This is a genomic window from Legionella qingyii (assembly GCF_003184185.1).
The window spans coordinates 1-25,169 of the sequence record NZ_QHJG01000018.1 but is presented as its reverse complement, the minus strand read 5'-3'; the positions used below and the strand labels follow the sequence as shown (position 1 = coordinate 25,169).

Here is a 25,169-nt window from a genome sequence, read left to right as displayed (position 1 = left end):
ACGTCATTTGCATGCATCCAAGATATACTGGGTTGAATATTAGGTCATGCTCTTAATTGGGCGAAAAACGTCTTACATCATATGTCAGTAATCTAAAATAATCGTATGACATATAAAACTCTCCATTATTCCCCATGTTACTCCCCCAAGAGTTACGTAGGGTTAATAATCCGGTGTGTTTCTTACCGTAATTATCAACAGCAACCGCATTATCATCGTAACCAGTAATGATCATTCCATGGGCCGCTTGTATATTTGATAAACCCATTAACACATCTGAGGTGATTAACCAAGTATCGTTCTTGGTTTTATAATTTCCAACAGCACCAACAACACCTATGTCAAGACGCGGTAGCATGATCGCAAAAACAGATCGGTCGCCCGAGCGAAGCGCTTCTTTTACTTCATTTAATGTCCAGGAAGAACTGATTCTCCAATAGATATTTGACCAATTCACTATCTTACCGAAGATTAGCTCATTCATTGTGCTGTATTCTTTGGGATCTATAAAAGTCTCAGGTTTCTTATTCGAATGATTGGGGTACTCAGTCAAACCACCACATCCTACAGTTGTTTGTTTTTCTTTGTTCACAACTCCATACTGTTCAATCTGATTTATTACTGCAATAGGATAATTGCCATCCCAACCGCTCAGAGCATATCCATATTTTTCTAAGTAATTGCCTAGCTGTAAATGACAAAGTTGACTAATGTAATCCCCTTGTCCAATCACGGCGTCAAGCGCGCCAGTTATGGCAAATGTGATGCATGTTCCATGTGGCCCTTGATCCAGAACAGGAACATGATTCATAGCCAATTGAACCATTTTAGGAGTTTCGGCATCTAGCAATGAAAGTGAAGTCTGAGAATGATCTGTGGCGATATCTTTTATGCGTCTCACCAGCAGTTTTTTAGCCTCGTCAGATAACTCAATTTTAAGCAGTTGAATGACCTTTGTATTATTTAGTCCACTGTAATTTGAAGAAGATTCGGCGGTAGGTTGTATTGTATGTTTTATTGAGCCAATAACATGCACATCACCAGAAATGGCCCCTTTAATTATCAAAAAAGTTAAAATAGCCACTTGTATTAGGGATATTATAATTCTCGCTGGCTTCATAATAATCGACTCTTTGAAACAAAATTAGGAGCCGATTATTTTCTTTTATTAATCAATTTGCAACATATGTTTAAAATGCCTTGAAATACATATTTTTGAGTGGATTTTTGTGTTGGGTCAAAATGCATCAACCTTGTATCTCCACTTTGTTATGCGGCTATAACATCATAGATAGTCCTACCCATACAACTATCAGTTAATAATTTGGCTACAACATTAATAAATAATACACACATTCTGTGTTAAGCTTGACTTATATATGAAAAAACGAGTTTGGTCATGATAAAAATTGGGCAATTTAATAAATTGAAAATGGTACGGGAAGCTCCTTTTGGAGTATATCTTCAAGGAGGAGAGTGGGGGGAAATTTTATTACCCAATAAATCGGTCCCTAAAGGCGCTTTGGTTGGTGATGTACTGGATGTTTTTGTCTATTTTGATTCAGACGACAAAATTATAGCAACAACCAGGCATCCTCTTGCCAAACTAGGCAGCTGTGCATTTTTAAAAGTAATTGATGTAAATCCTGTAGGAGCTTTTCTTGATTGGGGATTAGATAAGGATTTATTGGTGCCCAAACCAGAACAACACCGGCCCATGGAAATTGGTAAATCTTATCTTGTTTATTTAAAGCAAGATAATCAGGGACGCATTATTGCAAGCTCAAAAATCGATTATTTTTTGGATAAGACAACAGCTAACTTTAAGCCAGGTGAGGAAGTTAGTTTACTTATTGCAGAGAGTACACCGCTTGGAAGAAAAGTAATTATCAACGACAGTCACTGGGGATTAATCCATGCAGGTGATATTTTTCAAACATTAATTTATGGCCAAAAAATGAAAGGGTACATTAAAAAGGTACGTGATGATGGCAAAATTGATATTACTTTGAGACAAATAGGGCAAAACACTATTAATGAATTAGCGCAGCGCATTATATCCAAGATTGAACAATCCGGTGGTTTTTTGGCTTTACATGATAAAAGCTCTCCTGCAGAAATTCAGCAGGCATTTGCCGAGAGTAAAAAAAATTTTAAAAGTGCATTGGGACAACTTTATAAACGCGGTTTGATTGATATTGAAGAGAACGGAATTCGTTTACAGACAATAGAAAAGAAGCGTTAATAAAAAATCTTTATTAATTTTTTTTGTAATAAAATCAGCTAGGGGCTGTTGCAATTCATCTCGCGGGATGTAGGCAGTGAGATGCAGCTTGAGTTCCCTTAGCCGATCATTGAAGCAATTGAATATATTTTCTTGCATGGTTATCTCCTCGAAGCAATATATTGAAACCTTTTGTAGGAAATCTCCTATTTTAGATAAGATTTATTGAGTTTATTAAAATTTAATCTATATATAAAAGTAAGATATCAAGATCTAGCCTATAGAATTTAGAGTCTATTCGAACTGGCTCGATATTACATTGGAGAGTAAGCATGGATGCATCTAAATTTTGTAAGCATTGTGGAAATAACCTAACACAAGATGCCCAGTTTTGTAGTAAATGCGGCGCATCTATAGAAGCAGATTCTTCTTTCTCTCAGACACAAAAGCCATACACCGGCAAAGAAAGTTCTCAGAAATCCCCCATTCTTGTACTCATTTTAGGTTTATTTTTAGGAGTTTTAGGGATTCATCGAATTTATGTAGGAAAAATAACTACCGGCTTATTAATGCTCCTTACAGTAGGAGGACTTGGCATATGGTATTTAATCGATTTACTTCTTTTAGTTACTAACAAATTTGAAGATAAAAATGGCAACTTGATTCAACTAACAAAAAATCCATCTCCATTAAAAAAAGCAATGATGATAATTGGGATTATTGGCGCCTGGTTTTTACTCTTTGTTGGTACGGTATTTGCGATTGTATTGTTTCTTACAAGTGGCTTGATTTACTCCATTGATCATCAGCTTAGTGCATTAAAATCTGGTAATGTTGAAAAAGCATACTCCTATACTTCAAAAGACTTCCAAAAAGCGACCTCTCTTTCTGATTTTAAAAAATTTATAAATCAGTATCCTTCATTAACGAATAATGAGAGCGCATTTTTTAATGAACGAATCATTGAAAATAATATAGGATTTGTTAAAGGAACCCTGACGGCAAAAGATGGCGCAAAGACACCAATTGAATATCGCTTAATATGGGAAGATGGAGCATGGAAGATTTTAAATATTAAGGTAAGTTATACTGGGGCAGGAATAGATATAGATCATAAAAAATTCACTCCACCAAACTTATCGACATCTGAGGAATTTACATGGGTGAATTTCGATAATAAAAACAGTAGATACTCCCTAAAATATCCTAGTAACTGGGAATATATTAAACCAGGAAAAGGAACTGTTCACTTTAAAGGTAAAAAAGGCACTGATTCTTACAACACAACAATTACCATCCAGACGCTGTTGACCAAAAAAAATAAAGGAACATACTCAACCATTCAAGAATTAAAAGATGATTTAAAATCTCAGATTTTTGCGAATACCAAAGACCCTAAGTTATTACAACAAGGAGAGATAAATCTGCCCCAAAATCCTAAGAGATTTCATGGAGAATTCTTGGTTTTTACTTACAAATATAAAAATAAAGAATTTAAGCAAATGTATATAATCTTCTTAAGGGATGATGGATTAGCTTTTTATACCTGGAGCTATGCTTCACCAATAAAACAATATGAAAAAGATCTCTCTACCGCCAAGGGGATGTTTGAGTCATGGATTATTAACTAAGAAAGGTTAAAAGGAATAGCAATAAGAATAAAAAAGCTGCTTTCTCAGGTCACTATTCCTTTTCTATATTGTGTAAAACTCATGCTAAATAGAGCGTTTCTTGCTAATCACCACAGCCTTGAACACAACTATCTCGTGTATCAGAGCAGTTTAATATGCAATCGGTATTCCCATCGCATCCTTTGGTACAACTTTTAGAGTTGACTTCGCATTTTGCTTTGCATGCATCATCAGCAACTGCCAAATTACTAAAGCCAATAGTAATTACTGCTCCCAGCAAGATGGTACAAATTTTATTCCATGACTTATCCATAACATGCTCCTTCACTATTTTTTCGTGTCAATTTAAAATTTAGGCTAAATTTTAATTTTTTATTCATTGCTGCGTTAATGCATCGCATTGAGACAACCTTGACAGCAGGCTTTGATTTGCTCTTTTAGGGTTGCATCACTCGCTGTCGAGGTGACTCCTAGACCACAACCAGCAAGGCATTGAAGAATATCTTTACTCAACCCTCGCGTAGTATCCTTCGAAACGCAATTATCAACACAGCCTTTATTTCCTTTACAAGCTGCCATACATTGTGACAGGTGGTCAACATTTACCGATGCAGCCTGAGCTTCTGTAAAAATGAAGCATGAAGAAATTAAAAGTGTTAATACTATCGACCAAATGTTCTTTTTATGCATTTCTATTCCTCCTTGAAGTTTAACCATCATGGTTAAATATAGAACATTTTAGCGATTTTTGACTTTTAACGCATTTAGGCACACTTGCTCACGCCACTTATATTGCACTTCTTTTTATAAGGTTTTGAGTCCTTCCTCAATGATAGAAAGTCCAATTTCCAAATCTTTTATCTCTGTCGAAAGAGGCATAAGGAGGCGAATTACATTTCCATATCCTCCGCAGCTAAGAATTACCAGTCCACGCTCTAAACAAAATCTTGTTAATCTGTCCGCCATTTCTTTATTTGGTACCTTCGTACTCTTATCTTCCACCAGTTCGAGCGCCTGCATAACACCTAAACCACGAACATCACCTACTATTTTATATTTTTCTTTAAATCCAGAAAGCCTGGAATGAAGTACTTTTGAAAGACTCGCAACATGACGCAAAAGCCCTTCCTCTTCAAAGATTTTGAATACTTCAAGAGCTGCTGCACAACTCAGTGGATTTCCGCCAAAGGTTCCACCCAACCCACCCACCATTGCAGCATCCATCATTTCAGCTTTTCCTGTTACACCAGCAATCACTGTTCCACCACCCAACCCCTTTGCTGTCAGCGTAAGATCAGGCTCCACGCCCATTGTTTTCATTGCAAATAGATTTCCTGTACGACCAAAACCTGATTGAATTTCATCGGCGATGAAAACAATTTTGTTTGCAGAACAAAACTCGCGAAGCTTTTGTAAAAATGGAACTGGGAATTGTATGAATCCCCCTTCCCCTAACACGGGTTCTAAAATCACTGCAGCGGTATTTTCAACACCCACACGCAAATTAACGAGTTCAGAAAAATCGTTGAAACATTCTTCGACACAATTTTTTCCCTGCCAACGATACTCATATGGAATGGGAGCACGATAAACCTCTGAAAGAAATGGACCAAATCCATGCTTATAGGGTTTATTCTTTGCGGTAAGTGCCATAGCCATGTAAGTACGACCATGGTAAGCATGATCAAAACAAATCACGGCTTGCTTTCCAGTATAGGCACGAGCAACTTTAATCGCATTTTCTACAGCCTCAGCTCCCGAATTCAATAGGATTGATTTTTTTTCGAAACAACCGGGAGTGTGATAATTTAATTTTTCACACACCTTGATATAGCCTTCATAAGGAAGAATATTAAAACTCGTGTGCATGAATTTATCAACCTGTGCCTTGACTGCATTGACCAGCGTATCGGGACAGTGCCCTGTATTCACCACACCAATTCCAGATGAGAAATCCAAGAATACATTTCCATCTACATCCTCTACAAATGAACCTTTTGCTCGTTCCACAAAGATGGGAGTAGCGTGAAATGGACCTCGCGCAACATGTTTATAACGCTGCTCCATTAATTTTTGTGATTTTGGTCCCGGTATTTGTGTTTTAATATTAATTTGATTCATTAATACCACCCAATTGGTTCATCATCTAGATTAATATTCACCTGCTTGATTTCAAGATAGCTTTCGATTCCATACAAACCTAACTCACGTCCTGATCCACTTTGTTTGTATCCGCCCCAAGGCATTTCATTATGAGTTGGATGGTAGTGGTTTACCCAAAGAATTCCGGCACGAATTTGAGAGGTCACGCGATGAGCACGAGTAAGATCCTTAGTCCACACAGCTGCTGCCAAACCATAATCGGTATCGTTTGCAATTTGAATTGCTTCTTCTTCCGTATCAAAAGGGATGACTGCGAGTACCGGACCAAAAATTTCTTCTCGAGCGATACGCATTGTAGGCTTCACCTCATCAAAAATAGTTGGCTCAAAAAAATTTCCTTTTTCAAAAACGTCACCTGTAGGACGCTTCCCGCCACAAATCAATTTTGCACCTTCATCAATCCCTATCTTGATGTACTGTTCTACTTTTTCACGGTGAGCACCTGAAACCAGTGAGCCCATTTTGACACCACAATCTAAACCATGGCCAAGCTTGATATTTGGAATTTTTTTCAACATCCCTTCCACCATTTTCTTGTGAATAGAACGCTCAACGATTAAACGAGATCCAGAGGAACAAACTTCACCTTGATTGGCAAAAGCGCCGAAAAGAGCACCATCAATTGCCATCTCAAGATCACAGTCTGCAAATACAATATTTGGATTTTTTCCACCCAGCTCCAAGGATATTTTCTTCAAATTTCCTGTAGCGGCCTGCATTATTTTTTTGCCAGTAACTGTCCCACCTGTGAATGCAACTTTATCCACCATTGGATTCATTGCTAATTCTTCACCCACTTCCACGCCGGGGCCAGTAACAAGATTCACTACACCAGCTGGAAATCCGCATTGATCAATAAGTTTGAATAACTCAAGTGCAGTTATCGGTGTCAATTCTGAAGGTTTTAATATTATGGTATTTCCTGCTGCAAGTGCTGGAGCAATCTTCCAGGCAGCCATAACGAGTGGGAAATTCCAGGGAATAATTTGTCCGCATACCCCTATAGGCTCCCGTATAACATAACTAAAAGAGTTTGCTGGAACCGACATGGTTTCGCCATGAATTTTAGTAGTGAGCCCAGCATAAAATTCAAAGCAATTGGCTGCATCGATCACATCATATTCTGCCTCTAACAAAGGTTTTCCACAATTTCGTGTTTCAAGCTCCGCTAACATTTTTGCATTAGCACGAATCAAATCAGCAACCTTGAACAATAGTTTACTTCGATCAAGCGCTGATGTTTTTCTCCAACCACCTTCATCGAAAGCCTTACGTGCAGCCTTGATGGCGAGCAAAACATCTTCTTTGGCACTTTCTGGAACTTTTGCAAGCAATTGGCCATTACCGGGATCAATAATGTCGCGAGTGTTCCCGCTTATGGCTAAAGTAAATTTTCCATCAATATACATTTCATAATTTTTCATTTATTGAGTCCCTTTTTATTGAGCGCGATAAGTTCCTTTACCACTTGAGTTTGGTTCTGTCGCAGAATAGTTTACAGTCTACAAGGAAAGTCAACTCGGCGAAATTTAAACTGTAAATCTGTAGATCCGTTCGGATTATAAAATTAATTTTTCCTTGTGAGGAAAAATCACCGCCGAATCAGAAAAACCTACATTCACCAATTAGTGGACCTAATCAGCATATCATTTCACTATGCCGCATCAAATAGTTAAAATTTTAGAATTAGATTATCTTTGTGAGCTAAACTTAAAATATGATGGTTAAGTAAATTGATTTGGTTAAACACTCTGGAAACCTCTTTTTTCATAATTATAGATGTTTCTATTTGGGGGAATTATGGATAAATTTGAGACTCAAATAGCATTTAAAAATAAAATTCTGATTCTTGGATTCGGAAGTATTGGCCAAGCAATATTGCCACTCTTATTTCAATGTCTTAAATTAGATCCATCGCAAATTTACATCCTCTCAAAACATAATCTTGGCGCAGATGTAGCAAAAAATTATAACGTTTCATTCCAAAAAATTGCTGTTGAAGAACAGAATTACCAAGAACTTTTGTCCTCTATTCTTAAACCTGGTGATTTTTTGTTAAATTTATCCGTAGGGGTATCGACTATTGATTTAATAAAATATTGCCAGTTAAATAAAATATTGTATTTGGATGCTGCCGCTGAATCTTGGGAGAAAAGGTATAGCGATTCGAATCAACTACTTTCTAATTATGCTCTGCGAGATGCGACATTACAACATAAAAAGCAGGGCCCTACCGCAGTTTTAACCCATGGAGCTAATCCTGGGCTGGTCTCTCACTTTCTTAAACAAGCGTTATGGAATGTCGCTAACGATAACAAGTGGCAGGGTAATCTACCACAAAAACCTGTGGAATGGGCTCAATTAGCCCATGATCTTGATATAAAAACGATCCATATTTCTGAACATGATACTCAAATTTCCTCTCAAACTAAAAAAACAGATGAATTTATAAATACATGGTCCGTCGATGCCTTAATTTCTGAAGCGCTTCGACCTGCCGAACTGGGCTGGGGAAGCCATGAACGTCATTGGCCGCATGATGCAAATCATCACGACTTTGGCTCAAATTGCGGCATATATCTTAGTCAGCCAGGAGCCGAGACTCTAGTCCGTACCTGGACCCCAAACTCTGGCCCTATTAATGGTTTTTTAATTACTCACGCTGAGTCTTTATCTATTGCAGAATATTTAACTTTGAAAAAAGATAATAAAGTATATTACAGACCCACAGTTCATTATGCTTATCATCCCTGCCCTGATGCTATTTTATCTTTAAAAGAACTCGTGCAAAGAAAATACAGACCACAAAAAGAAAAACGAATTATTTTAAAAGAGATTGTTGATGGCACTGATGAACTCGGAGTGTTATTAATGGGAAATAAAAATGGAGCTTATTGGTATGGCTCTTATCTATCTATACATGAAGCCAGAAAATTAGTTAATCATAATAATGCTACAAGCTTACAAGTTGCAGCTGGAGTTTTATCGGGTTTGATTTGGGCTATTAAAAACCCAGAGCGTGGAATTATAGAGCCTGAAGATATGGACCATGAGTATATTTTGAGTCTCGCCCTCCCTTATCTTGGTAAAGTCGGGGGTTATTATACAAATTGGAATCCCCTACAGGACCGGAGCAATTCAAATAATAAAGATACGGACCAAAGCGACCCTTGGCAGTTTATTAATATTCGAATTTAATGACGCGAGATAGAGGATCTTAGCAAATTAAAGCCATCATATTTTATGAGTAAATTAAGCAAGTATTTTGGACTATTGAAATATTAGTTTATTCTAATATAATGTAGGAATGATAACATTAACTAATAATCGCCTTGAAGTCATGAAAAATAATGCTTCTAAGGCAGCAAAAATGCTTAAACTCTTGGCAAACTCCAAGAGGCTTCTTATTTTATGCCATTTATTGAAAAATGAGCGTACTGTTAGTGAACTTCAGGAATTGATAGGATTATCCCAGTCTGCACTATCTCAACATCTGGCAAAAATGAAAAAAGATGGCTTTTTATCCGTTACAAAGCAAGGGAAGTATGTTCATTACCACATCAACAAGCCTGAAGTGGAAGCGATTTTATCAACTTTGTATTTAATTTATTGCAAAGATTAAATTTTAACCAATATATTAGTAAAATCTAATATAATGACCAAGGATATTTAATGTTGCTCAGTTGTCATATAATAAAAAAATGCATCATATTCATTGTTATCGCATGCTCTCTTTCGACCACACTCTGGGCACATACAGAACAACCTATTTCCTACCCTAATGCGGTAAGGCGGGCCTTAAATCATAATCCATCCATACAGAGCTCTAAGACTTCAATTGAAGCAGCTTATGGTGCTTTGAAACAAGCAAATAGCATGCGTTGGCCTCAGCTTGGGTTAGAATTCAATGGAGCGCGGAGCAATAATCCTCTGTCTGTATTTGGGTATAAATTAAGTCAAGGGAATGCATCATTTGCTGATTTTGGTGCCGATCAATATACAGGGCCAAGTACCTTATTTACGAGACCTAATGCGTTAAATCATCCTGGTTATTACAGCAATTTAGATACCGCGTTTAAATTGACTCTACCCATTTATTCAGGTGGAAAAATAAAAGCACAACAAGAAAATACTCGCGCATTACTGATATCCGCTCAGCATGGGAATCAACAAGCACAAAACCAATTAGCCTATCAGCTTTATATGTCTTATGAAGGTTTTTTAACAGCCAATCAATTAATCCATGTTGCCCAACAACAAGTTACTCGCGCACAAGAATTTTTAGCAACCACCAAAGCGTTAAGAAAGCAATCAATAACTTTAGATAGCGATGTATTGATGGCTGAAGCTTATTTAAATAGCTCCTCTCTTGGGTTATCAAGCGCCCGATTACAAGCAGAAAATGAGCTGGATAACTTCAGAACGCTTATGGGCAATCCTAATAGTTCTCTTATTCCGAGTCAGCATACTCCGTTGAGGAAAAGAAACAGTGGATTAAACTCTCTAATATCAAAGGCGCTGGAAGAAAATGCCTCGCTTAAAGCGCTTCGTTCTCATATAAAAGCCGAAAAGGCAAATATTCTTGCTTCGCAATCTTTATATAAACCACAAGTAAATCTTCAACTAAGACATGATTGGAATGGCTACACCCTCGGTTCAGGATTACCCTCAGATACAATCGCTTTAGGTGCTAATTGGACACTCTTTAGTGCAGGAGAACGTGCAGGAGCTGTTCAATCGGCTACAGCCAAGGCGAAAAAGGCACAATTTGAATTGGATGAACAACGTAATCAACTCAAACTACTTCTTAGACAATTAACACGTAATGAGATGCAATTTAACTATGAATTGCAATTAAGCCGTCAAATGGCTCAAAAAGAAGAAGAGGCCATCAAAAAATTAAGCAAACGATTTGGCCGAGGCTTAATACCATTAAGTGCATTATTAGAAAGCCAAATGAAATTGACTCAAAGCAAAGCGCAAGAACTTCAAGCCTTACATCAATTAAGACTCACTCAAGCACATATTTTGATGCTAACGAATCAATTAATTCCCAAGGCAACCACGAAAGCCTGATTAACTGATACCTCTAAGGGAGACGTATTGTGAATTATATTCCTTATTCAAAGGATAAATTAAATAAAGCAGGGCAACTGGCAAGAACGTTTATTCAGTCAAAGCTTACTCTTCTGTTAATCATTAGTATTTTGTTATTTGGTGCCCTGGCTTTAGAGCGCACACCAAGAACCTATAACCCTGAAATTATTGTCCCAGTGGTAACCATTTCGGTGAGCAGGCCTGGCAGTGACACCCAGGAAATACTTAATCAAATCGTTCGCCCCTTAGAAGGGCTGATGGCTTCTATCCCCGGAGTGGAACATACCTACGGAATGGCTATAGATGACAGCGCTTTGGTAACGGTACGCTTTAAAGTAAATGAAAATGAAGAGAGTAGTCTGGTTAAGGTTTATAACCAGATTAACAGTAACATGGACAAAATGCCTCCGGGCACGTTGATGCCCTTAATCCGTTCAGTTAGTTTGTATGATGTTCCATTGGTAACAGTTACCTTGCATGCCAAAGGTGAAAATCCACTCAAGCTTCGCACACTCGCAAATAAAGTGTTAGAGCAATTACGTGCAGTACCTCAGGTAGGAAAAAGTTGGGTAATGGGCGCATCGCCCAAAGCCATTCGCGTATGGCTTAATCCCCAAAAAATGGCAGAGCATGGCATTTCAATTGCCAATATCCAACAAGCGTTATCCATTAACAACATCAGCCTTGATGCGGGTACTCTGGAGCATCGATTCAGTGAAACCCCTTTACGCATTGAGGGCTCATTGATTTCCAACAAGGATTTAGCCAACATCATCATTGGCACTGATGGTGCAAAACCCATTCTGTTAAAGGAAATTGCCGCTATTGAGGAAGGTCCTGAACAAGAATCCATTGCTTCTTATTTTTCTTATGGATCACATGTGAAGCAAAACAACCCTGATTTAGAACCTGCTGTAACCATTGCGTTAGCACGTCAAAAAGGAAGTAATGGGGTAGATGTGGCTCAAGCAATCCTAAAAAAACTTGAACTGATGCAACATGATAAATTGATTCCAGAGACCATTGGGGTCTCAATCACCCGTAACTATGGTGATGAAGCAAATGATGCAGTCAATACCCTGGTCGAGCATTTAGGTATTGCGATTGCCAGTGTTGTTGTTTTACTCATGCTATTTTTAGGTTGGCGAGAAGCATCCATCGTAATTTTTTCCATCCCACTCATTTTATGTTTAGTTCTTGGGATTGGCTGGTTGTCGGGACAAACGATTAATCGTATTACCTTGTTTGCCCTGATTCTATCCTTGGGCTTATTAGTTGATGACAGTATTGTGGTGATTGAAAACATTCATCGCCACATAATGAAAGGAGTACAACGGAATTTTACCCGTTTAGTAATTTATGCCGCCAATGAAATTGGCAAACCAACAATTATTGCCACCTTTACGGTGATGTTGGCTTTGCTACCTATGGCTTTTGTTGGTGGAATGATGGGCCCTTTTATGGCCCCTATTCCGTTTAATGCGCCTTTAGCGATGATAGTCTCGCTTTTTATTGCCTACAGTGTCGCGCCCTATCTGGCATATCGCTGGCTCAGAAAAAAAGCACATAGCCAAATTAATCAAGAACATCATGCGCATACAACGCTATTGCAGCGCATTTATCTTTATTTATTCAAGGGATTACTCGTCTCATCTAAAAAGCGACATTTATTTTATCTAAGTATCGTGATTCTTTTGGGTGTCGTGTTATTGCAGCCTTTATGGCAATTTATTCGTCCTGCGGGCGCGAATGGCCCATTAAGTCCTCTCGGCGTTGAAATTAAAATGCTACCCGATGATAACGTCAATACATTTTTAATTTCCGTTGATGCTGGGCCTAATGCCACTTTAGAAAAAACAACCGCTGTAGTAAAAGCGATGAGCCAAATAATTAAACAAAATCCTTATGTCTGTGACTATGAGCTGTATTTAGGGGAAACAGCACCTGAGGATTTTGCCGCCATGGTGCGTGGAGATAGTCTGTTACGAGGAAATCAGTACAGTCAGATTCGTATTAATTTGCTTAATAAACATGACCGTAGCGTAGGCTCTCATGAAATAGCCGAAGCGGTATATCAAAGCCTTATGCCGATTAAAAAGCAATACCCTGAAAGTACTATTAAACTTTTTGAAAGTCCTCCAGGCCCTCCTGTTCGCTCACAAATGGAAGCTGGTCTTTATGGTCCTAATTATAATGACTTAAGAATAATTGCTAATAAAATCACTCAATTGGTATATCCTCGAATCTACGGCATGATTAATATTGATAATTCCGTCATGTCAGATGCAAACCAATACCGTATTGAAATCAATCACAACGCAGCAATGCTCGCTGGACTACCGCCACAAACAGTAGCGCAAGAAGTTGCATCTTTTTTCAAAGGAGTTTATGTAGGTAATGGGCATGAGTCAAACGCCAGAGAGCCAGAACATATTATCTTGAGATTGCCACGTGAAGCCCGGGAAGATGCTCATGTCTTAAATCATCTCTATCTTAAAAACCACCAGCAACAACTAATTCCGCTGGCACAAATTGCCAGGTTACATCTTGGTAAAGAGCAAAAACCTATTCTTACTAAAGATCAAACTCCTATTGTTTATGTGACAGGTGAAGTTTTAGGTTCCAGTCCTGCGTATGCAGTCACTTCTGCGACACAAATGCTTAAAAACCCACCATTCTCGCTCGAGATAGGTAATTTAGGCTTTCATGAAGAGCAACCACAAAACTTGACCAAGAATCAATTATTATGGCTTGGAGAAATGCGTTTAACCCTTGATGTATTTCGTGATCTCGGCTCGGCCTTTATTGTGGCTATTGTATTAATTTACATTTTACTGACTGCTTTTTATCAATCTTTTTTTATTCCTCTTATTATTATGGGGGCCATTCCTCTGACGATTATTGGTGTATTCCCAGGCCATTGGCTCATGCACCAACCGTTTACAGCAACGTCCATGATTGGCGTAATTGCTTTAGCAGGGATTGTAGTTCGTAATTCCCTATTATTGATTGATTTTATTTTGGAGCATCAACATCGAGGATATTCGATTGAACAGTCAGTGATTGAATCAGGAGTTGAGCGTCTCTTGCCTATTATTTTGACTGCTTTAGCAATTATTTTAGGCTCCGCCGTCATGTTATCGGATCCAGTATTTGGTGGGCTTGCCATATCCTTAATGTTTGGTTCTTTTGCCTCAACTGTTCTTACCTTATTCTTAATTCCTTTAATTTATTTAAGTTGGTGGAAAAGAATGCATAAGACGAGACAATGACTAGGAGAAAAATATGAGTATTGAACGCATTATTCGAATTGTTGCAGGTTTTTTCATTTTGATTTCGCTAAGTCTTGGAGTTCCTGCTAGCCCAGTCTACATCAGTTCTAAGTTTTTATGGTTTACCGCTTTTGTCGGTGCAAATTTGTTGCAAAGTGGATTTACTCAATTTTGCCCACTTGAAATGATTTTAAAAAAATTCATTAAATAAATTCGATATAAATTAGGGTCTGTTGACAATTGCTTTTTTAGCCTACGTTCCATTCCTTATGCGCGAAATCCAGTAAAGGCGCATTAAAAAAAGGTACATTTATGTGTGCTCTGTATAAAGACCACGCGGAAACTAGGCGGAATTAAATTAATGTCAACAACCTCTAATTAAAATAGGTACCGTTCAAGTTGAATTAATTATTTTCCTATTTTTACTATGTGGCGTTTTTCTTCAGTTTATGAGCCCACCATAATAATGCTATGGTAATAACTGCATTAATTGCTATTGTCCAATAATTAAAAGTTGCAGTTAATTGCATGAATTTCATATCGATAGGCAATGTTATAAAGTATGGCAATAAAATATGGCTAATGGTATGAAAGAACTCTGCTCCTGCAAAAGAGATCACTATATCTCTGAGACTACACATTAGAATCTCCTCATAAATTGCAACCCCATTATTTAAATTATAATATAAATGATTCAAAAATGTTCATGAACTTATCGATTGAAATTAAGAAGTAAAGCAGTGGGGCAGGCCATGCCCTCTTTAGTGATAAGTGTTAATACCGCTTCGACCGCTTTGCATCTTAATAATTCTAATTCTTTTCGCGAAAGCCTTCTGTTACTCATCTGAATAGTGGTGCTTTTTAAAAGCTAGTCACAAAATATATTAACTCAAACAAAACAAGCCGTAACAAAATAAAAATGAAAGATTAGTGCACATTTAGTTTAACTTAAGTAATGTTTTTGTGATTATTTACTATAATAAAAGTAATTCATAATCAACTGGACTTTTATAAATGAAAGTAAAGTGCTCATCTCTAATGCTTAGCATATTGTTAGCCAATTCAGCTCAAGCAGGTATGTTAATTTGTGGTAAACAACTTGGTGTTTAGTCTTGTACAGCTGGCCAAGAACGCTTAATGCTCAAAGGTGTAGCCTTTCAGCCGCAAGAAAATGTTGATCCACTCAGCGATGATCAATTAAGTTATGTACAAAATACTTTAATTCCAACGCTAAAAACTATCGGTGTTAATAGCATTCGTGTCTATCAAGTATGCCCAGGTGGCACTTGCGCTTCCCACCGTAAAGTTATGAATTTATTAAGTGCTAATAATATTTCTGTTTTAGTAGGATTAGCTGATTATAAAAAGTGAACAACGTGTACTGTGAATAGAGATACAGGTGATTATCCATCAACATTATATAAATGCTACACAGCTTAAATCGATGAATTTAGCCAATATCCTAATGTGTTAGGGTTTTCTGTTGGCAATGAAGTATGGTTACAACCGAGTAAAGTAGATGAAAATTATTTAAGACCCTCACCTACGATGAAGGCATTAATCAGAGATATGAAGGCTTATATTAAAGCGAGTTCTAATCTTAAATATAAGCTTCCAGTAGGTATTGTGCTTAGAGATACCCCAGATGTCACCATTCCTTTAGCGTACTATTACGCCTGCCATTTACCAGAGGAAGCACAAGATACATCAGCAGATTTTATTGGCTACAATGTCTATCGTTGGGGAGCAGGCTCTGACCCGGGTTCCTACCCCTCTTTATTAAAAACTTATATCGGATATAAACCCGTCTTACCTGGGGGCAATGGCGATAGTCAAAGCAATGGGTTTGCTGGTATTAACGTACCCGTCATTTTGACAGAATTTGGCAGAATAGACTCGCCTCGTTTGTTTGCTCAAGTAGATTGGATGTTTAATAACGGAGCGAAGGTGGTGAGTGGCGGTATGGTTTTTCGTTTAATTCAGCGACCTAATGAGGGTAATTTTGGCTTATATACGGATCAAACATTACAAACACCCACAACCAATGGAGGTTTATCTAATTTAATCGCGGAATTTAATGGAACTCCCCAGTTGAGTTTAGATGCCGATGCAATCGCAGTAAAAAAAAATCACTTGTGATCCGGCGCAATTTCCAGGGATGGATCAATTTCAATTAGATCCTAATCAGCTTCCGCCTTCACCTTCAAAACCTTCGGGGGAAATGACATTGCAATTTAATGTAGATGATTTAAAACTTCCCTTACAGGATATTTCATTAAATACTCAAGATAAAGGTAATAATTGGACATCAGCTAAGACAGTAAACGATCCAACCAGTACGAATTATACAGTTCAAATAGCTAACCCCAAAAACAATTTGCAAGCCATTGGAATTAATTATAACGGTAAAAATGGTGCTTGCATCATTAGGCCTGCGAACCTCATTTGTACAAATAATAATTGTGATAAATTATATCCTGTCGCTGCAAAATGGTCCCCTAACGGCCAAGGTCCATGTACGATAATTAAGAATTAATCAAATAAATAATTTGAGCATCAGTGGGGTCAGGCCCTGACCCCGTAAATATGGCCCCATAAGTAGAAGTGTAAGGAGGCTCAACAGGAGATTTTGATTCACATCGCGATGCCTTTATAACTGCCACAAATTGCGCTCTTAGGATATTTAAGCCCGAATCAATTTGAAAAATATAGTATTTTTTTAACACTTGGGAATAAAATTTTGCTTCCCCACATTAGACTGATTAGAGATCTCAGATAATTGTTTCTGAGGCATTTTATCAAAAAAAGCTACTGGTTTATCTTGCCCATCAACTAAGTAAGAATTATCAGCAACAACGTTTAACAACCTATCCTTGTACGCTTTTTGTGAAATAGAATTCTGCGTATCGTGTTGCACATTAGTAGATTTAAACAAGCGTATGACTTCTGCAGCCTCTACGTTATTCCTAGATAATGCTATATCCAATGCGGTGGTACCATCGTCTATTTGATAGTTTACATTTGCACCAGTATTAATTAATGCAACTACTATCTCAGGGTTGCCGATAAATGCAGCAATGAATAGGGGTGAGAATTGATCCTTATCAAGAACATTAACATCAGCTCCATTTTTTAATAAACTTAAAACAGACTTTTCTTTATTGTTGAAAATCGCGCTTATTAATGGGGTATTAAAATTAAAGTCTTCTTCTTCAAGATCTAAATCTAATGAAATTAAATATTCTATAAGCTCAGAATGGCCCATCACTGCTGCACAATGGAGTATGGATTCACCCCTCTCATTACAATGATTTATATCTGCGCCGTTACTAATTAAAAATTTTACCGCTTCAATATGGCCTTCCTGTACCGCGATCGATAATGGAGTTTCACCATCATATCGCTCCTCATCAATATCGTTTATTTTTGGAAGCAGTACCTTCATTGCTTCAATATCACCAGATTGGGCAGCAAGAAAAAAAATCGATACATGATCTTCATTTGCTCTATGTAAGATCTTTTTATCAATAGGGAGAGGGCAAGTAGAGTTAAGTCGGTATGTCAGCGTTGGGTCAAACTCTAAACCAAAACAGCTCATACTAAAAACAGTGAATTCAGAGGGCTTGTACTCCGCTTTCTCTTCCTCATCAATTTCGATCTGAGGGTTAAATGCTTGATACAACGCCTCAGCTAACTCAATACTATTTAGTTCTTGGTGATAAAATCCAGTAATTTCAGACCTAATCAAATTATCCGCATTTAATAATTCCCATACGTCATGTTCTTGATTGTAGCTTAAAGCAATCGCATGTTCATCAGATTCTAGAATAAAGCCAACCACTTGTTCACATGATTGGAGTAGCGATTTTAATTCTTCAAAATAAATAGTAAGTTCATCTTTATTTTTAGCATGATAAGAGCGATGCAAAAGTTTGGGGGCTGCATTCTCTAATTGTTTGGGGGCCGAAACTTTATGGTTTGCAGCGTAGTTTTGCATTACATGTTGATCATAAATTTCAGGATAAAAATCAGGGTGAAGCTGTAAGATAATGCTTTCAAAAAAAGGACGAATTTCAAGGCATGCAAATTCTTCATGGGTTAGAACTGGATTATCTTTGATTGATTGTTTAATTTTATCATATGCCATTTGAATATTTTGTAATAACTCATCTGGGTTTTCTTGGTATCGTTCAATTAGTTCGAACCGGCTATAGAGAGTAGCTCTATCGTTACAAAATAACGCATCTAAATATTTACATGAGAGACCATAACATACTCCTTTACTTTTCCCTTTTTTGGGGTTCATAAATAATCCATTAATAGCAACTAAATGTTCATGATTAAGCATAGAAGACTACAAGGTTAAGGCAATAGATAATTGCCACGCCAACGACATATGCATAATACACAATGATTATTAATTAACTATTAAGTGTTTTATACCTCCAGTTTTTTTTCTTACGAATTATTAGGGTGTGTTTGTACACGACCATATTTCTTCATCTTGCATAGAACCAAATTGTGGGCGAAAGAAGAGTATTTTTTCGAGTGTAACCCCACTCATTAGACAAGCGGATCGCATTGAATCAAACCTTTTTGAATATTGAATTCTTTGTAATCTGCGTCACTCCATAATGCATTATGGAAAAATGGATTGATTCAATACTCACATCTATACTTCCAATATGGAGGGCAAAAGAAAATATCATGGTTTTAAAAGAGAATATAAATAGATTGCTTTCTGATTTATCCAAAATAAATCAAGCAAATCAGGAAAAAATATTTAAAGACAAGAGATTGTCAGAACTCTGCTTATCTTTAAAAAACTGTTTAGAGCGGATGAACGAAACTGGTGAAGATAATCTAAATCACGAGCTATTAAATTCTCTCGAACAAAACCTCATTATGTTATCAGTACACTGGCAAAACAATTATCTTAAATCAACAAAATTATCACCCTTGTTTCATAGTTTTATATCGCATTCGGCTAAGTTCCTGGTTTTATGCAACCCTAATCCGTCTATAGAAGAGCTGGTTGATCAAGTCTCATCGAATACTATAAGTACAGAAAAGAAAATAAGCACCAGACAGCTCATAAATAAATCTCTGTTAAGAGATCGAGATTCTGAAGAACAATTGATTTTACTCCGCAAACTGAAGTTTGCCCAAGTATTCCTTGGAATTCCTCGTGGACAACTGCCTTATGACCTTATTTTGTCCATAAACGAATCCTTATCAGACAGACTTAAAAGAACAACAGAAGTAAAAAACTTTACTCAATACATTGATCTTTTGAATAATTCTGATTGCTTATATCTCACTAATCCCAATTTGCAATCCTGGTATACAAAACAAATGCCTGATGAATTGAAAGGAAAAAAAATTGTACCCTTAGGATCTACACAAGATGAACTCACTCGTTTAGAGAGCGCTAACCATGTGGTGTATTGCTTGGAGCGTATTACCAATTGTGTTGCTTTAATTGTTATAACCGATGATCTGCTGTTTGTTTCCCATGTTTACTCTAGAGACAGCTGTGATGGAAAAACAATGAATGAGTTTAGATCAAAGATTATGGAACATCTTGGTAATCCAGAAAACCTTCAAGTTTGCATTGTTGGATATCAGATAATGTTCCCAAATCATTTTACACTTAGAGCCGATCAAAAAACCCTTCAAATTAATGAGTTTAAGTCGGTTGATCACCGAGGTGATATGGATGTTTATTTCGATGCGGAAAATAACCAGATAGTTGTTAACTCAAAATTTGATGACAAATGGCATGTATATAAAGGTGTGTTCTTAACCCCAGAACAAATGAAATTAGAACAAAATGTCGAACAGCAAGATTTTAGACACCAATAAGTATCAATAACGTCCAGACCCATGAAGAACAATCTAACCGCACTTATGAGATCATTAATGCCTTACACAACTAATGTTCTTGCTTACAGACCATATCAATTATAAGATATTTAAAAATTACACCTCGTGATTTTCTATACAGGAAAATAATTTTTTTTCTCAAAGTTTAGGGATAAATATATGAATCAATTTTTAAAAGTAAGTTGTGGTTTGGGGATAATGACCGCTTTAATAGGTGCTACTGCTCAAGCAGGAACAATGGGTCCTGTGCAAGTAAATCATGCGGTTATACCCTTTGTCAGTGCTGAAGCTTCTTGGACTGCATTTGATTTGGATTTTTTACATTCTACCGTTACTGCCATTTCTTCAAATAAAGATGCTTGGGGTGGTCGTGTGGCTGGTGGTTTAATTTATTCCTACTTGAATAATTTTAGTTTTACAGCAGAAACCGGTTGGTCTTATTTAGGTAAGAAGAATGAGTCTAAAAACAATGGTTCAAGCACCGGGTCTCTTTCTTTAGATGGCGCAGACCTTTTATTGGGGGTTTTATATAAACCTACCCATTTTGGTGTGTTTCTCAAAGGCGGAACGTTTTTTGAAAATGCACGGTACAAATTCGCTAATAGTAAAGTAAGTACATTATCAATAAGCGGTTCAAATGTTGTTATAAACAGTGGATTTACCGGCAATTTAAATCAAAGCTATATTTTACCTGAAGTGAAGGTAGGCGCGGTTTATGATATGCAGCGTTGGGGAGTATCAGTAGCTTATACCCATGCTTTTGGTATCACGAATCCACAATTTGATTTTAACGTTGATTCTCCAGCTAATAACGTTATCAACATTAACGCGGTGCCTAATTTAAAAGGTGTACAAGTTAATTCTGTTCTTTTTGGTGCTTATTATAAATTTGCATAATGTTCTTCTAAGAACATTTAAATTTATCTGTGAAATCTCAAAGAATAAAATAAGTGAGTTATTCCGCTTCTTAGAAATATTATTCTTAGGCATGATTAATCAAAATCATGCCTTCGCTCTAATTAAAGACGAACTCCTTCCAACAATTCATTAGTTGAGATAATAAGTCGTTTATTTTCTCGATCCACTGCAAAATAAAATTAGTTATCTGATTGGGAGCTGTAATCAGAATTTATGTACCCAAATAAATAGGAAATTAGTATAATTTGTACTTAGGCCGGCAATGTTGCCTCATTTTTTATTCAATTTTTGATAATATAAATGAAATTTTGAGCAAATCAAAACAGGAGAGGAAATGCTACAATTTTTTAAAACAAAAAAACACCATTCTCAAGGTAGAAATTACGAGGGAGAAAAACACCTGAATACCTATGCAGACTATCTTGATAAGGTTATAAAAGACCCAACTCCAGAAAATATTAAACAACTAAAAGATACTGGTAATAATTTTATTGCTGCAATTGATGCTGAATCTCGCGAGACTCAGTCCTTGACATGTACATTAAAATAATATTTGTCAAAAGTTGTCATTCATTTATGACTATTCCCATTTTTCTGGCAGTTCAAAGATATATGGAGTAGATTTTTCTACAGTTGTTAATTTATAGAGATAGGCGCATTCCTTTTCAATACAGGATGAATTTCTTTTATAGATTATTGTGTACCTGAAAAGAAACAAACTGCACTTAGTGCAGTTTGCAAAAGGATTGTTTTTCTTTACTCAAGAGAGGGGATATGGGTATTGTACTGTTCGGTTTCTTTTGGCTCCGATGGCTGCTTAAAAAATACCCCCAGGTATTTTGTTTTTTCTTTTAACTTGGCCTGCGTTTTATCCAGGTTTGTACCAACTTCCTCGACAAGTGCCTTCTTTTTCATTGTTCTTTCTTGTACTTCCTGAAGCCTTTCATTAATCCCATTTATATCACTGCTTAGTTTTTTGACCTGGTCTTCACAATGAAATATTGCACCATCAACGCTACCTATTTTGGCCATTTCCCGATATCCAGGCGACTCGATGCTGTCGCTGGTATTTTTCAAATGCTCTTTAACCTCAAAATTCCTGTGCGCTTCATTAGTGATGTTACTATGAATATAATTAGTTAATAATTTTTGAACATAACTTTTTTCTCCTTCATCGAGTTCACGAACCACTGTGCTAATCTCGTGCAGCGCTTTCTCGTAATATTCTTTTTGTTTCGCAATGGCTTCTAATTTTGTTAATATTTGATTAACAGCTGCAACATCTCCTCCATGTTGTAAAAGGGCTTGATCATAACGCTTCTGGAGCTCGTTGACTTCAGAAAACAATTTTTCCAACTCTTTAAGCTTCTCGTAAATGAATATATTGGCTACAATTATCAGTAAAGCAATTAGTATATATTTTGATTTACAAGATATTGTTGCATACATTTCCGGTGTAACTTCTCTTTCTTTTTTAGCAAAAACATAAGCAGCAATAAGACGTTCTAACCAAGGATTTGCTTTGGAGCGGAACATTGGTTCGAGCAGATTTACTGCAACTGCAAAGCTGCCAGCTTTCTCGCGGACATCATAAAACATTTGGTCCAATAATAATTTGCAGGCTGCGCTTATAGCGAGATTGTCTCTTGGATTGGCTGGCCGTCTTCTAGGAGCAGTTGATGTTGCGTCAGAATCGGTAGAGTTGTTACTTTGCGAACCAGTAGAATTAGTACTCTGCGAATCAGTAGAATTAGTACTCTGCGAACCAGCAGAATTAGTACTTTGCGAATCAGCAGAATTAGTACTTTGCGAATCAGCAGAATTAGTACTTTGCGAATCAGTAGAATTAGTACTTTGCGAATCAGCAGAATTAGTACTTTGCGAAGTAGAATTAGTACTTTGCGAATCCGCTGTCTGTCCGCTGGAATAAGAAGCACCATTCTGTACTGTCTGGCCTGAGTTTGAAGAATCTACACTTGTTGTACTGTAGTTTAAATTATTCTGATCGAACTCATGCGCCATACGATCAAGGCGTCTATCTGCCTCTCTCGTTGCTTCAAAAATTTCTTTTAGTTCTTCGTATCCTTCCTTATAAAGTTCTGCCACTAATTTTTGCTCGTCTGATAATCGCTCTTTCAATCCACGTGTCTGTATTAAAGGTCGTGATGGTGTTTTAGTTGGACGTTTATAACCACCAAAAAATTGCCTATAGTCCTTTCTCGTATACATAAATCACCTCATAAAAGAATATCTAACCTAATAGACTTAATAAAATTGGTGATTGCGAGAAATACTAAAAGCCAGGTTTGCTGAGCCAGGCTTAATGAGTATGTAACGAATACACTTTCCTTCATTAAGTCTTATCAGCGACGAACCCGTTTAGTGATTAAAACTAGGTAGTACCAGTCCTCCTTAAATCCTTTGGGAGAAGATAGGCCGCTATAACTGAAGTTTTAATTACAATCAGTTATTGTTCAATAATTATACCACTGGACATTTTATTATGCAATACAAAATTTATAAATAGCAGGGAGAATATAAATGATTCAAAATTTCCGTGAAGAGATGCTTTAGAAACTGCAATTAGAAAAGCTAGAGATGTTTAGGTTTCTTTACCATTTTAAGCGACCTAATAAACTATCATTTTTATCCTATACTAATAAAAACACTGGAATTTATAGGCCGTATTATGAATTCAGATCCTCTTAATCCTGATTCTGAAGAGTCTCAGACATTACCATTAGACTCACAAACAGGTCCAAGAATGGAAAAGAAACCTGTTCCGGCTCCTGATTCAGATCTGATCGATTACAGTGTTGATCCTGAGCAAGAATGGCGAGTTTTTCAAAATAACTCAAAAAGTCTTAGTAATGCATGGAATAGCGATCAGGAACATTACGCCCAGCTTTGTCATGCTGCGGTTGAACAATCGCTGCAAAAGCTAAATACTGAACCCATGACTGTTAAATCGTTATATGAGTTTTTAGCCGAGCAAAGACATGCGATTGCGCTACAATTGAACCAACCCTCAAAGAAGAGAGTTGGGATCATGAGATCCTATGATGAACCGGGCAATCCAACTACTCCAGTTTATCCAAATGGCAAGTATCAAGATTTCTTTCCAGAAGTTAAAGAACGAATCCGGTCGTTATACAATAAAGTGCCACAGGCACAGGGTGGATATGTAATTCAGAAAGATACTAACAAGGGAAATTTCAGGCGAGGTGACTGGGTAGTCATAACCGATGGCGATTTGCCCTTGACAGGAATTACCTATCCCAAAGAACCGCTGCCACATATGATGGGGTTCGATCCGAGTTTTAATTTTCTTCACACCGAAGCCCAACATATTCCCAAAGTTTATGAAAAAATTAATAAGCTGTTTCATGCAGTTCTTGAACATCCGGAGCCAACAAAAGAAAACATGCAAAAAATAGGTGAAATGGTATGGTATTTGGCTCATGCCATGCCTTGTGATCGCGGTAGTGCTGCAACGACAGAATTGTTTGCCAGAACGATGATGAAAAAAATTGGTTTACCGGTTATACCCTATGAGCATCCAATCCCCTTGGACTTTGAGGCTTTAATTGAACCAGATAAAACAAAATTTATTGAACGTTTTACCACAGATTTCTATCCCAAACTTAATCAATATTATGCACTGACTGCTGAGAAAGAAACATCACAAGATATTAAACAAAGCACCGATCTTTCTTTATCTAACTCTTCTATTTTTAAAAATTTTAAGCAGGAATTAAACAAAATTGTCCAAACAGCAGGTGAAATTTTGGAAAATTGGAGTTCGCCAAAAAATCGATAACAGTTATTCAGCATAGCTTGCACTTATGGGGTCAGGCCCCTTCCCCACTAAAGTCTGTTGACATTTCATTTAATTACGCCTATTTCCAGCGCTTTATGCCTGAGAGATGGTCACAAAAAGTGACCATTATTTTTAAAAAAAGAATAATTTTTTTTGAA

At 37.0% G+C, this 25,169-nt stretch carries 22 protein-coding genes and 1 pseudogene; 13 read left to right on the top strand and 10 right to left on the bottom strand.

From position 1 onward, the window contains the following. Positions 1-52: 52 nt before the first annotated feature. A complete protein-coding gene (locus DGG96_RS11725; RefSeq protein ID WP_110142848.1) occupies positions 53-1,120 on the bottom strand; it encodes a C1 family peptidase in 1,068 nt (355 codons plus the stop codon). Positions 1,121-1,399: 279 nt separating this feature from the next. On the opposite strand from DGG96_RS11725, the gene DGG96_RS11720 reads away from it, so the two are divergent. Continuing rightward, on the top strand, positions 1,400-2,245 hold the full coding sequence (locus tag DGG96_RS11720) for a CvfB family protein (protein ID WP_110142847.1): 846 nt from the start codon (positions 1,400-1,402) through the stop codon (positions 2,243-2,245). Here the strand turns inward: DGG96_RS11720 and DGG96_RS20850 are convergent. Continuing rightward, entirely contained in the window at positions 2,219-2,383 is a 165-nt protein-coding gene (locus DGG96_RS20850) for a hypothetical protein (RefSeq protein ID WP_165831606.1), read from the bottom strand. The two genes, DGG96_RS11720 and DGG96_RS20850, sit on opposite strands and share 27 nt — an antisense overlap. Positions 2,384-2,556: 173 nt before the next feature. On the opposite strand from DGG96_RS20850, the gene DGG96_RS11715 reads away from it, so the two are divergent. Further along, positions 2,557-3,855: a DUF4864 domain-containing protein gene (locus tag DGG96_RS11715; RefSeq protein ID WP_110142846.1), complete on the top strand. Its 1,299-nt coding sequence runs from the start codon at positions 2,557-2,559 to the stop codon at positions 3,853-3,855. 103 nt (positions 3,856-3,958) lie between these two features. On the opposite strand, the gene DGG96_RS11710 is transcribed toward DGG96_RS11715, so the two are convergent. The 4 genes from DGG96_RS11710 to DGG96_RS11695 all read right to left on the bottom strand — a co-directional run bounded on the left by DGG96_RS11710 (position 3,959) and on the right by DGG96_RS11695 (position 7,442). Next, the gene (locus tag DGG96_RS11710; RefSeq protein ID WP_110142845.1) at positions 3,959-4,168 is read right to left on the bottom strand and encodes a hypothetical protein; all 210 of its coding nucleotides are present in this window, start codon (positions 4,166-4,168) and stop codon (positions 3,959-3,961) included. Positions 4,169-4,242: 74 nt separating this feature from the next. Then, the gene (locus DGG96_RS11705; RefSeq protein ID WP_110142844.1) at positions 4,243-4,545 is read right to left on the bottom strand and encodes a hypothetical protein; all 303 of its coding nucleotides are present in this window, start codon (positions 4,543-4,545) and stop codon (positions 4,243-4,245) included. 114 nt (positions 4,546-4,659) lie between these two features. Beyond that, positions 4,660-5,976: a 4-aminobutyrate--2-oxoglutarate transaminase gene (gabT, locus tag DGG96_RS11700; RefSeq protein ID WP_110142843.1), complete on the bottom strand. Its 1,317-nt coding sequence runs from the start codon at positions 5,974-5,976 to the stop codon at positions 4,660-4,662. Then, the gene (locus DGG96_RS11695) at positions 5,976-7,442 is read right to left on the bottom strand and encodes an aldehyde dehydrogenase family protein (protein WP_110142842.1); all 1,467 of its coding nucleotides are present in this window, start codon (positions 7,440-7,442) and stop codon (positions 5,976-5,978) included. The genes gabT and DGG96_RS11695 overlap by 1 nt, the downstream gene beginning before the upstream one ends. A gap of 376 nt (positions 7,443-7,818) precedes the next feature. On the opposite strand from DGG96_RS11695, the gene DGG96_RS11690 reads away from it, so the two are divergent. From DGG96_RS11690 to DGG96_RS11670, 5 genes are all read left to right on the top strand, one after another. Next, complete coding sequence (locus DGG96_RS11690) at positions 7,819-9,216, top strand: saccharopine dehydrogenase C-terminal domain-containing protein (RefSeq protein WP_110142841.1); 1,398 nt, start codon at positions 7,819-7,821, stop codon at positions 9,214-9,216. Between the two features lie 109 nt (positions 9,217-9,325). Continuing rightward, positions 9,326-9,640, top strand: coding sequence for an ArsR/SmtB family transcription factor (locus DGG96_RS11685; protein WP_165831605.1), 315 nt, complete (start codon positions 9,326-9,328; stop codon positions 9,638-9,640). Between the two features lie 50 nt (positions 9,641-9,690). Beyond that, the gene (locus tag DGG96_RS11680) at positions 9,691-11,094 is read left to right on the top strand and encodes a TolC family protein (protein WP_110142840.1); all 1,404 of its coding nucleotides are present in this window, start codon (positions 9,691-9,693) and stop codon (positions 11,092-11,094) included. Positions 11,095-11,123: 29 nt separating this feature from the next. Continuing rightward, a complete protein-coding gene (locus DGG96_RS11675) occupies positions 11,124-14,387 on the top strand; it encodes an efflux RND transporter permease subunit (RefSeq protein ID WP_199739238.1) in 3,264 nt (1,087 codons plus the stop codon). Between the two features lie 13 nt (positions 14,388-14,400). Then, entirely contained in the window at positions 14,401-14,598 is a 198-nt protein-coding gene (locus DGG96_RS11670) for a YgaP family membrane protein (protein WP_110142839.1), read from the top strand. A gap of 214 nt (positions 14,599-14,812) precedes the next feature. Here DGG96_RS11670 and DGG96_RS11665 read toward each other — a convergent pair whose 3' ends face one another. Continuing rightward, the gene (locus DGG96_RS11665; RefSeq protein WP_110142838.1) at positions 14,813-15,028 is read right to left on the bottom strand and encodes a hypothetical protein; all 216 of its coding nucleotides are present in this window, start codon (positions 15,026-15,028) and stop codon (positions 14,813-14,815) included. A gap of 493 nt (positions 15,029-15,521) precedes the next feature. On the opposite strand from DGG96_RS11665, the pseudogene DGG96_RS11655 reads away from it, so the two are divergent. After that, positions 15,522-16,526, top strand: a pseudogene (locus DGG96_RS11655) (glycoside hydrolase family protein); the annotation flags it as partial. A gap of 19 nt (positions 16,527-16,545) precedes the next feature. Then, the gene (locus DGG96_RS11650) at positions 16,546-16,923 is read left to right on the top strand and encodes a hypothetical protein (protein WP_110142835.1); all 378 of its coding nucleotides are present in this window, start codon (positions 16,546-16,548) and stop codon (positions 16,921-16,923) included. Here DGG96_RS11650 and DGG96_RS21045 read toward each other — a convergent pair. Both DGG96_RS21045 and DGG96_RS11640 read right to left on the bottom strand, forming a co-directional pair. Then, complete coding sequence (locus DGG96_RS21045; protein WP_205872617.1) at positions 16,913-17,050, bottom strand: hypothetical protein; 138 nt, start codon at positions 17,048-17,050, stop codon at positions 16,913-16,915. The genes DGG96_RS11650 and DGG96_RS21045 overlap by 11 nt on opposite strands. A 56-nt stretch (positions 17,051-17,106) precedes the next feature. Continuing rightward, complete coding sequence (locus DGG96_RS11640) at positions 17,107-18,735, bottom strand: ankyrin repeat domain-containing protein (protein ID WP_110142833.1); 1,629 nt, start codon at positions 18,733-18,735, stop codon at positions 17,107-17,109. Between the two features lie 293 nt (positions 18,736-19,028). Between DGG96_RS11640 and DGG96_RS11635 the strand changes: the two genes are divergently transcribed. From DGG96_RS11635 to DGG96_RS11625, 3 genes are all read left to right on the top strand, one after another. Further along, positions 19,029-20,252, top strand: coding sequence for a hypothetical protein (locus DGG96_RS11635; RefSeq protein ID WP_127059488.1), 1,224 nt, complete (start codon positions 19,029-19,031; stop codon positions 20,250-20,252). Between the two features lie 180 nt (positions 20,253-20,432). Continuing rightward, positions 20,433-21,170: a hypothetical protein gene (locus tag DGG96_RS11630; protein ID WP_110142831.1), complete on the top strand. Its 738-nt coding sequence runs from the start codon at positions 20,433-20,435 to the stop codon at positions 21,168-21,170. Positions 21,171-21,525: 355 nt separating this feature from the next. Then, a complete protein-coding gene (locus DGG96_RS11625; protein WP_110142830.1) occupies positions 21,526-21,741 on the top strand; it encodes a hypothetical protein in 216 nt (71 codons plus the stop codon). A gap of 206 nt (positions 21,742-21,947) precedes the next feature. On the opposite strand, the gene DGG96_RS11620 is transcribed toward DGG96_RS11625, so the two are convergent. Further along, on the bottom strand, positions 21,948-23,420 hold the full coding sequence (locus tag DGG96_RS11620; RefSeq protein WP_110142829.1) for a hypothetical protein: 1,473 nt from the start codon (positions 23,418-23,420) through the stop codon (positions 21,948-21,950). Positions 23,421-23,880: 460 nt separating this feature from the next. On the opposite strand from DGG96_RS11620, the gene DGG96_RS11615 reads away from it, so the two are divergent. Continuing rightward, the gene (locus tag DGG96_RS11615) at positions 23,881-25,011 is read left to right on the top strand and encodes a type III effector AvrB4-1 (RefSeq protein ID WP_110142828.1); all 1,131 of its coding nucleotides are present in this window, start codon (positions 23,881-23,883) and stop codon (positions 25,009-25,011) included. Positions 25,012-25,169 lie beyond the last annotated feature (158 nt).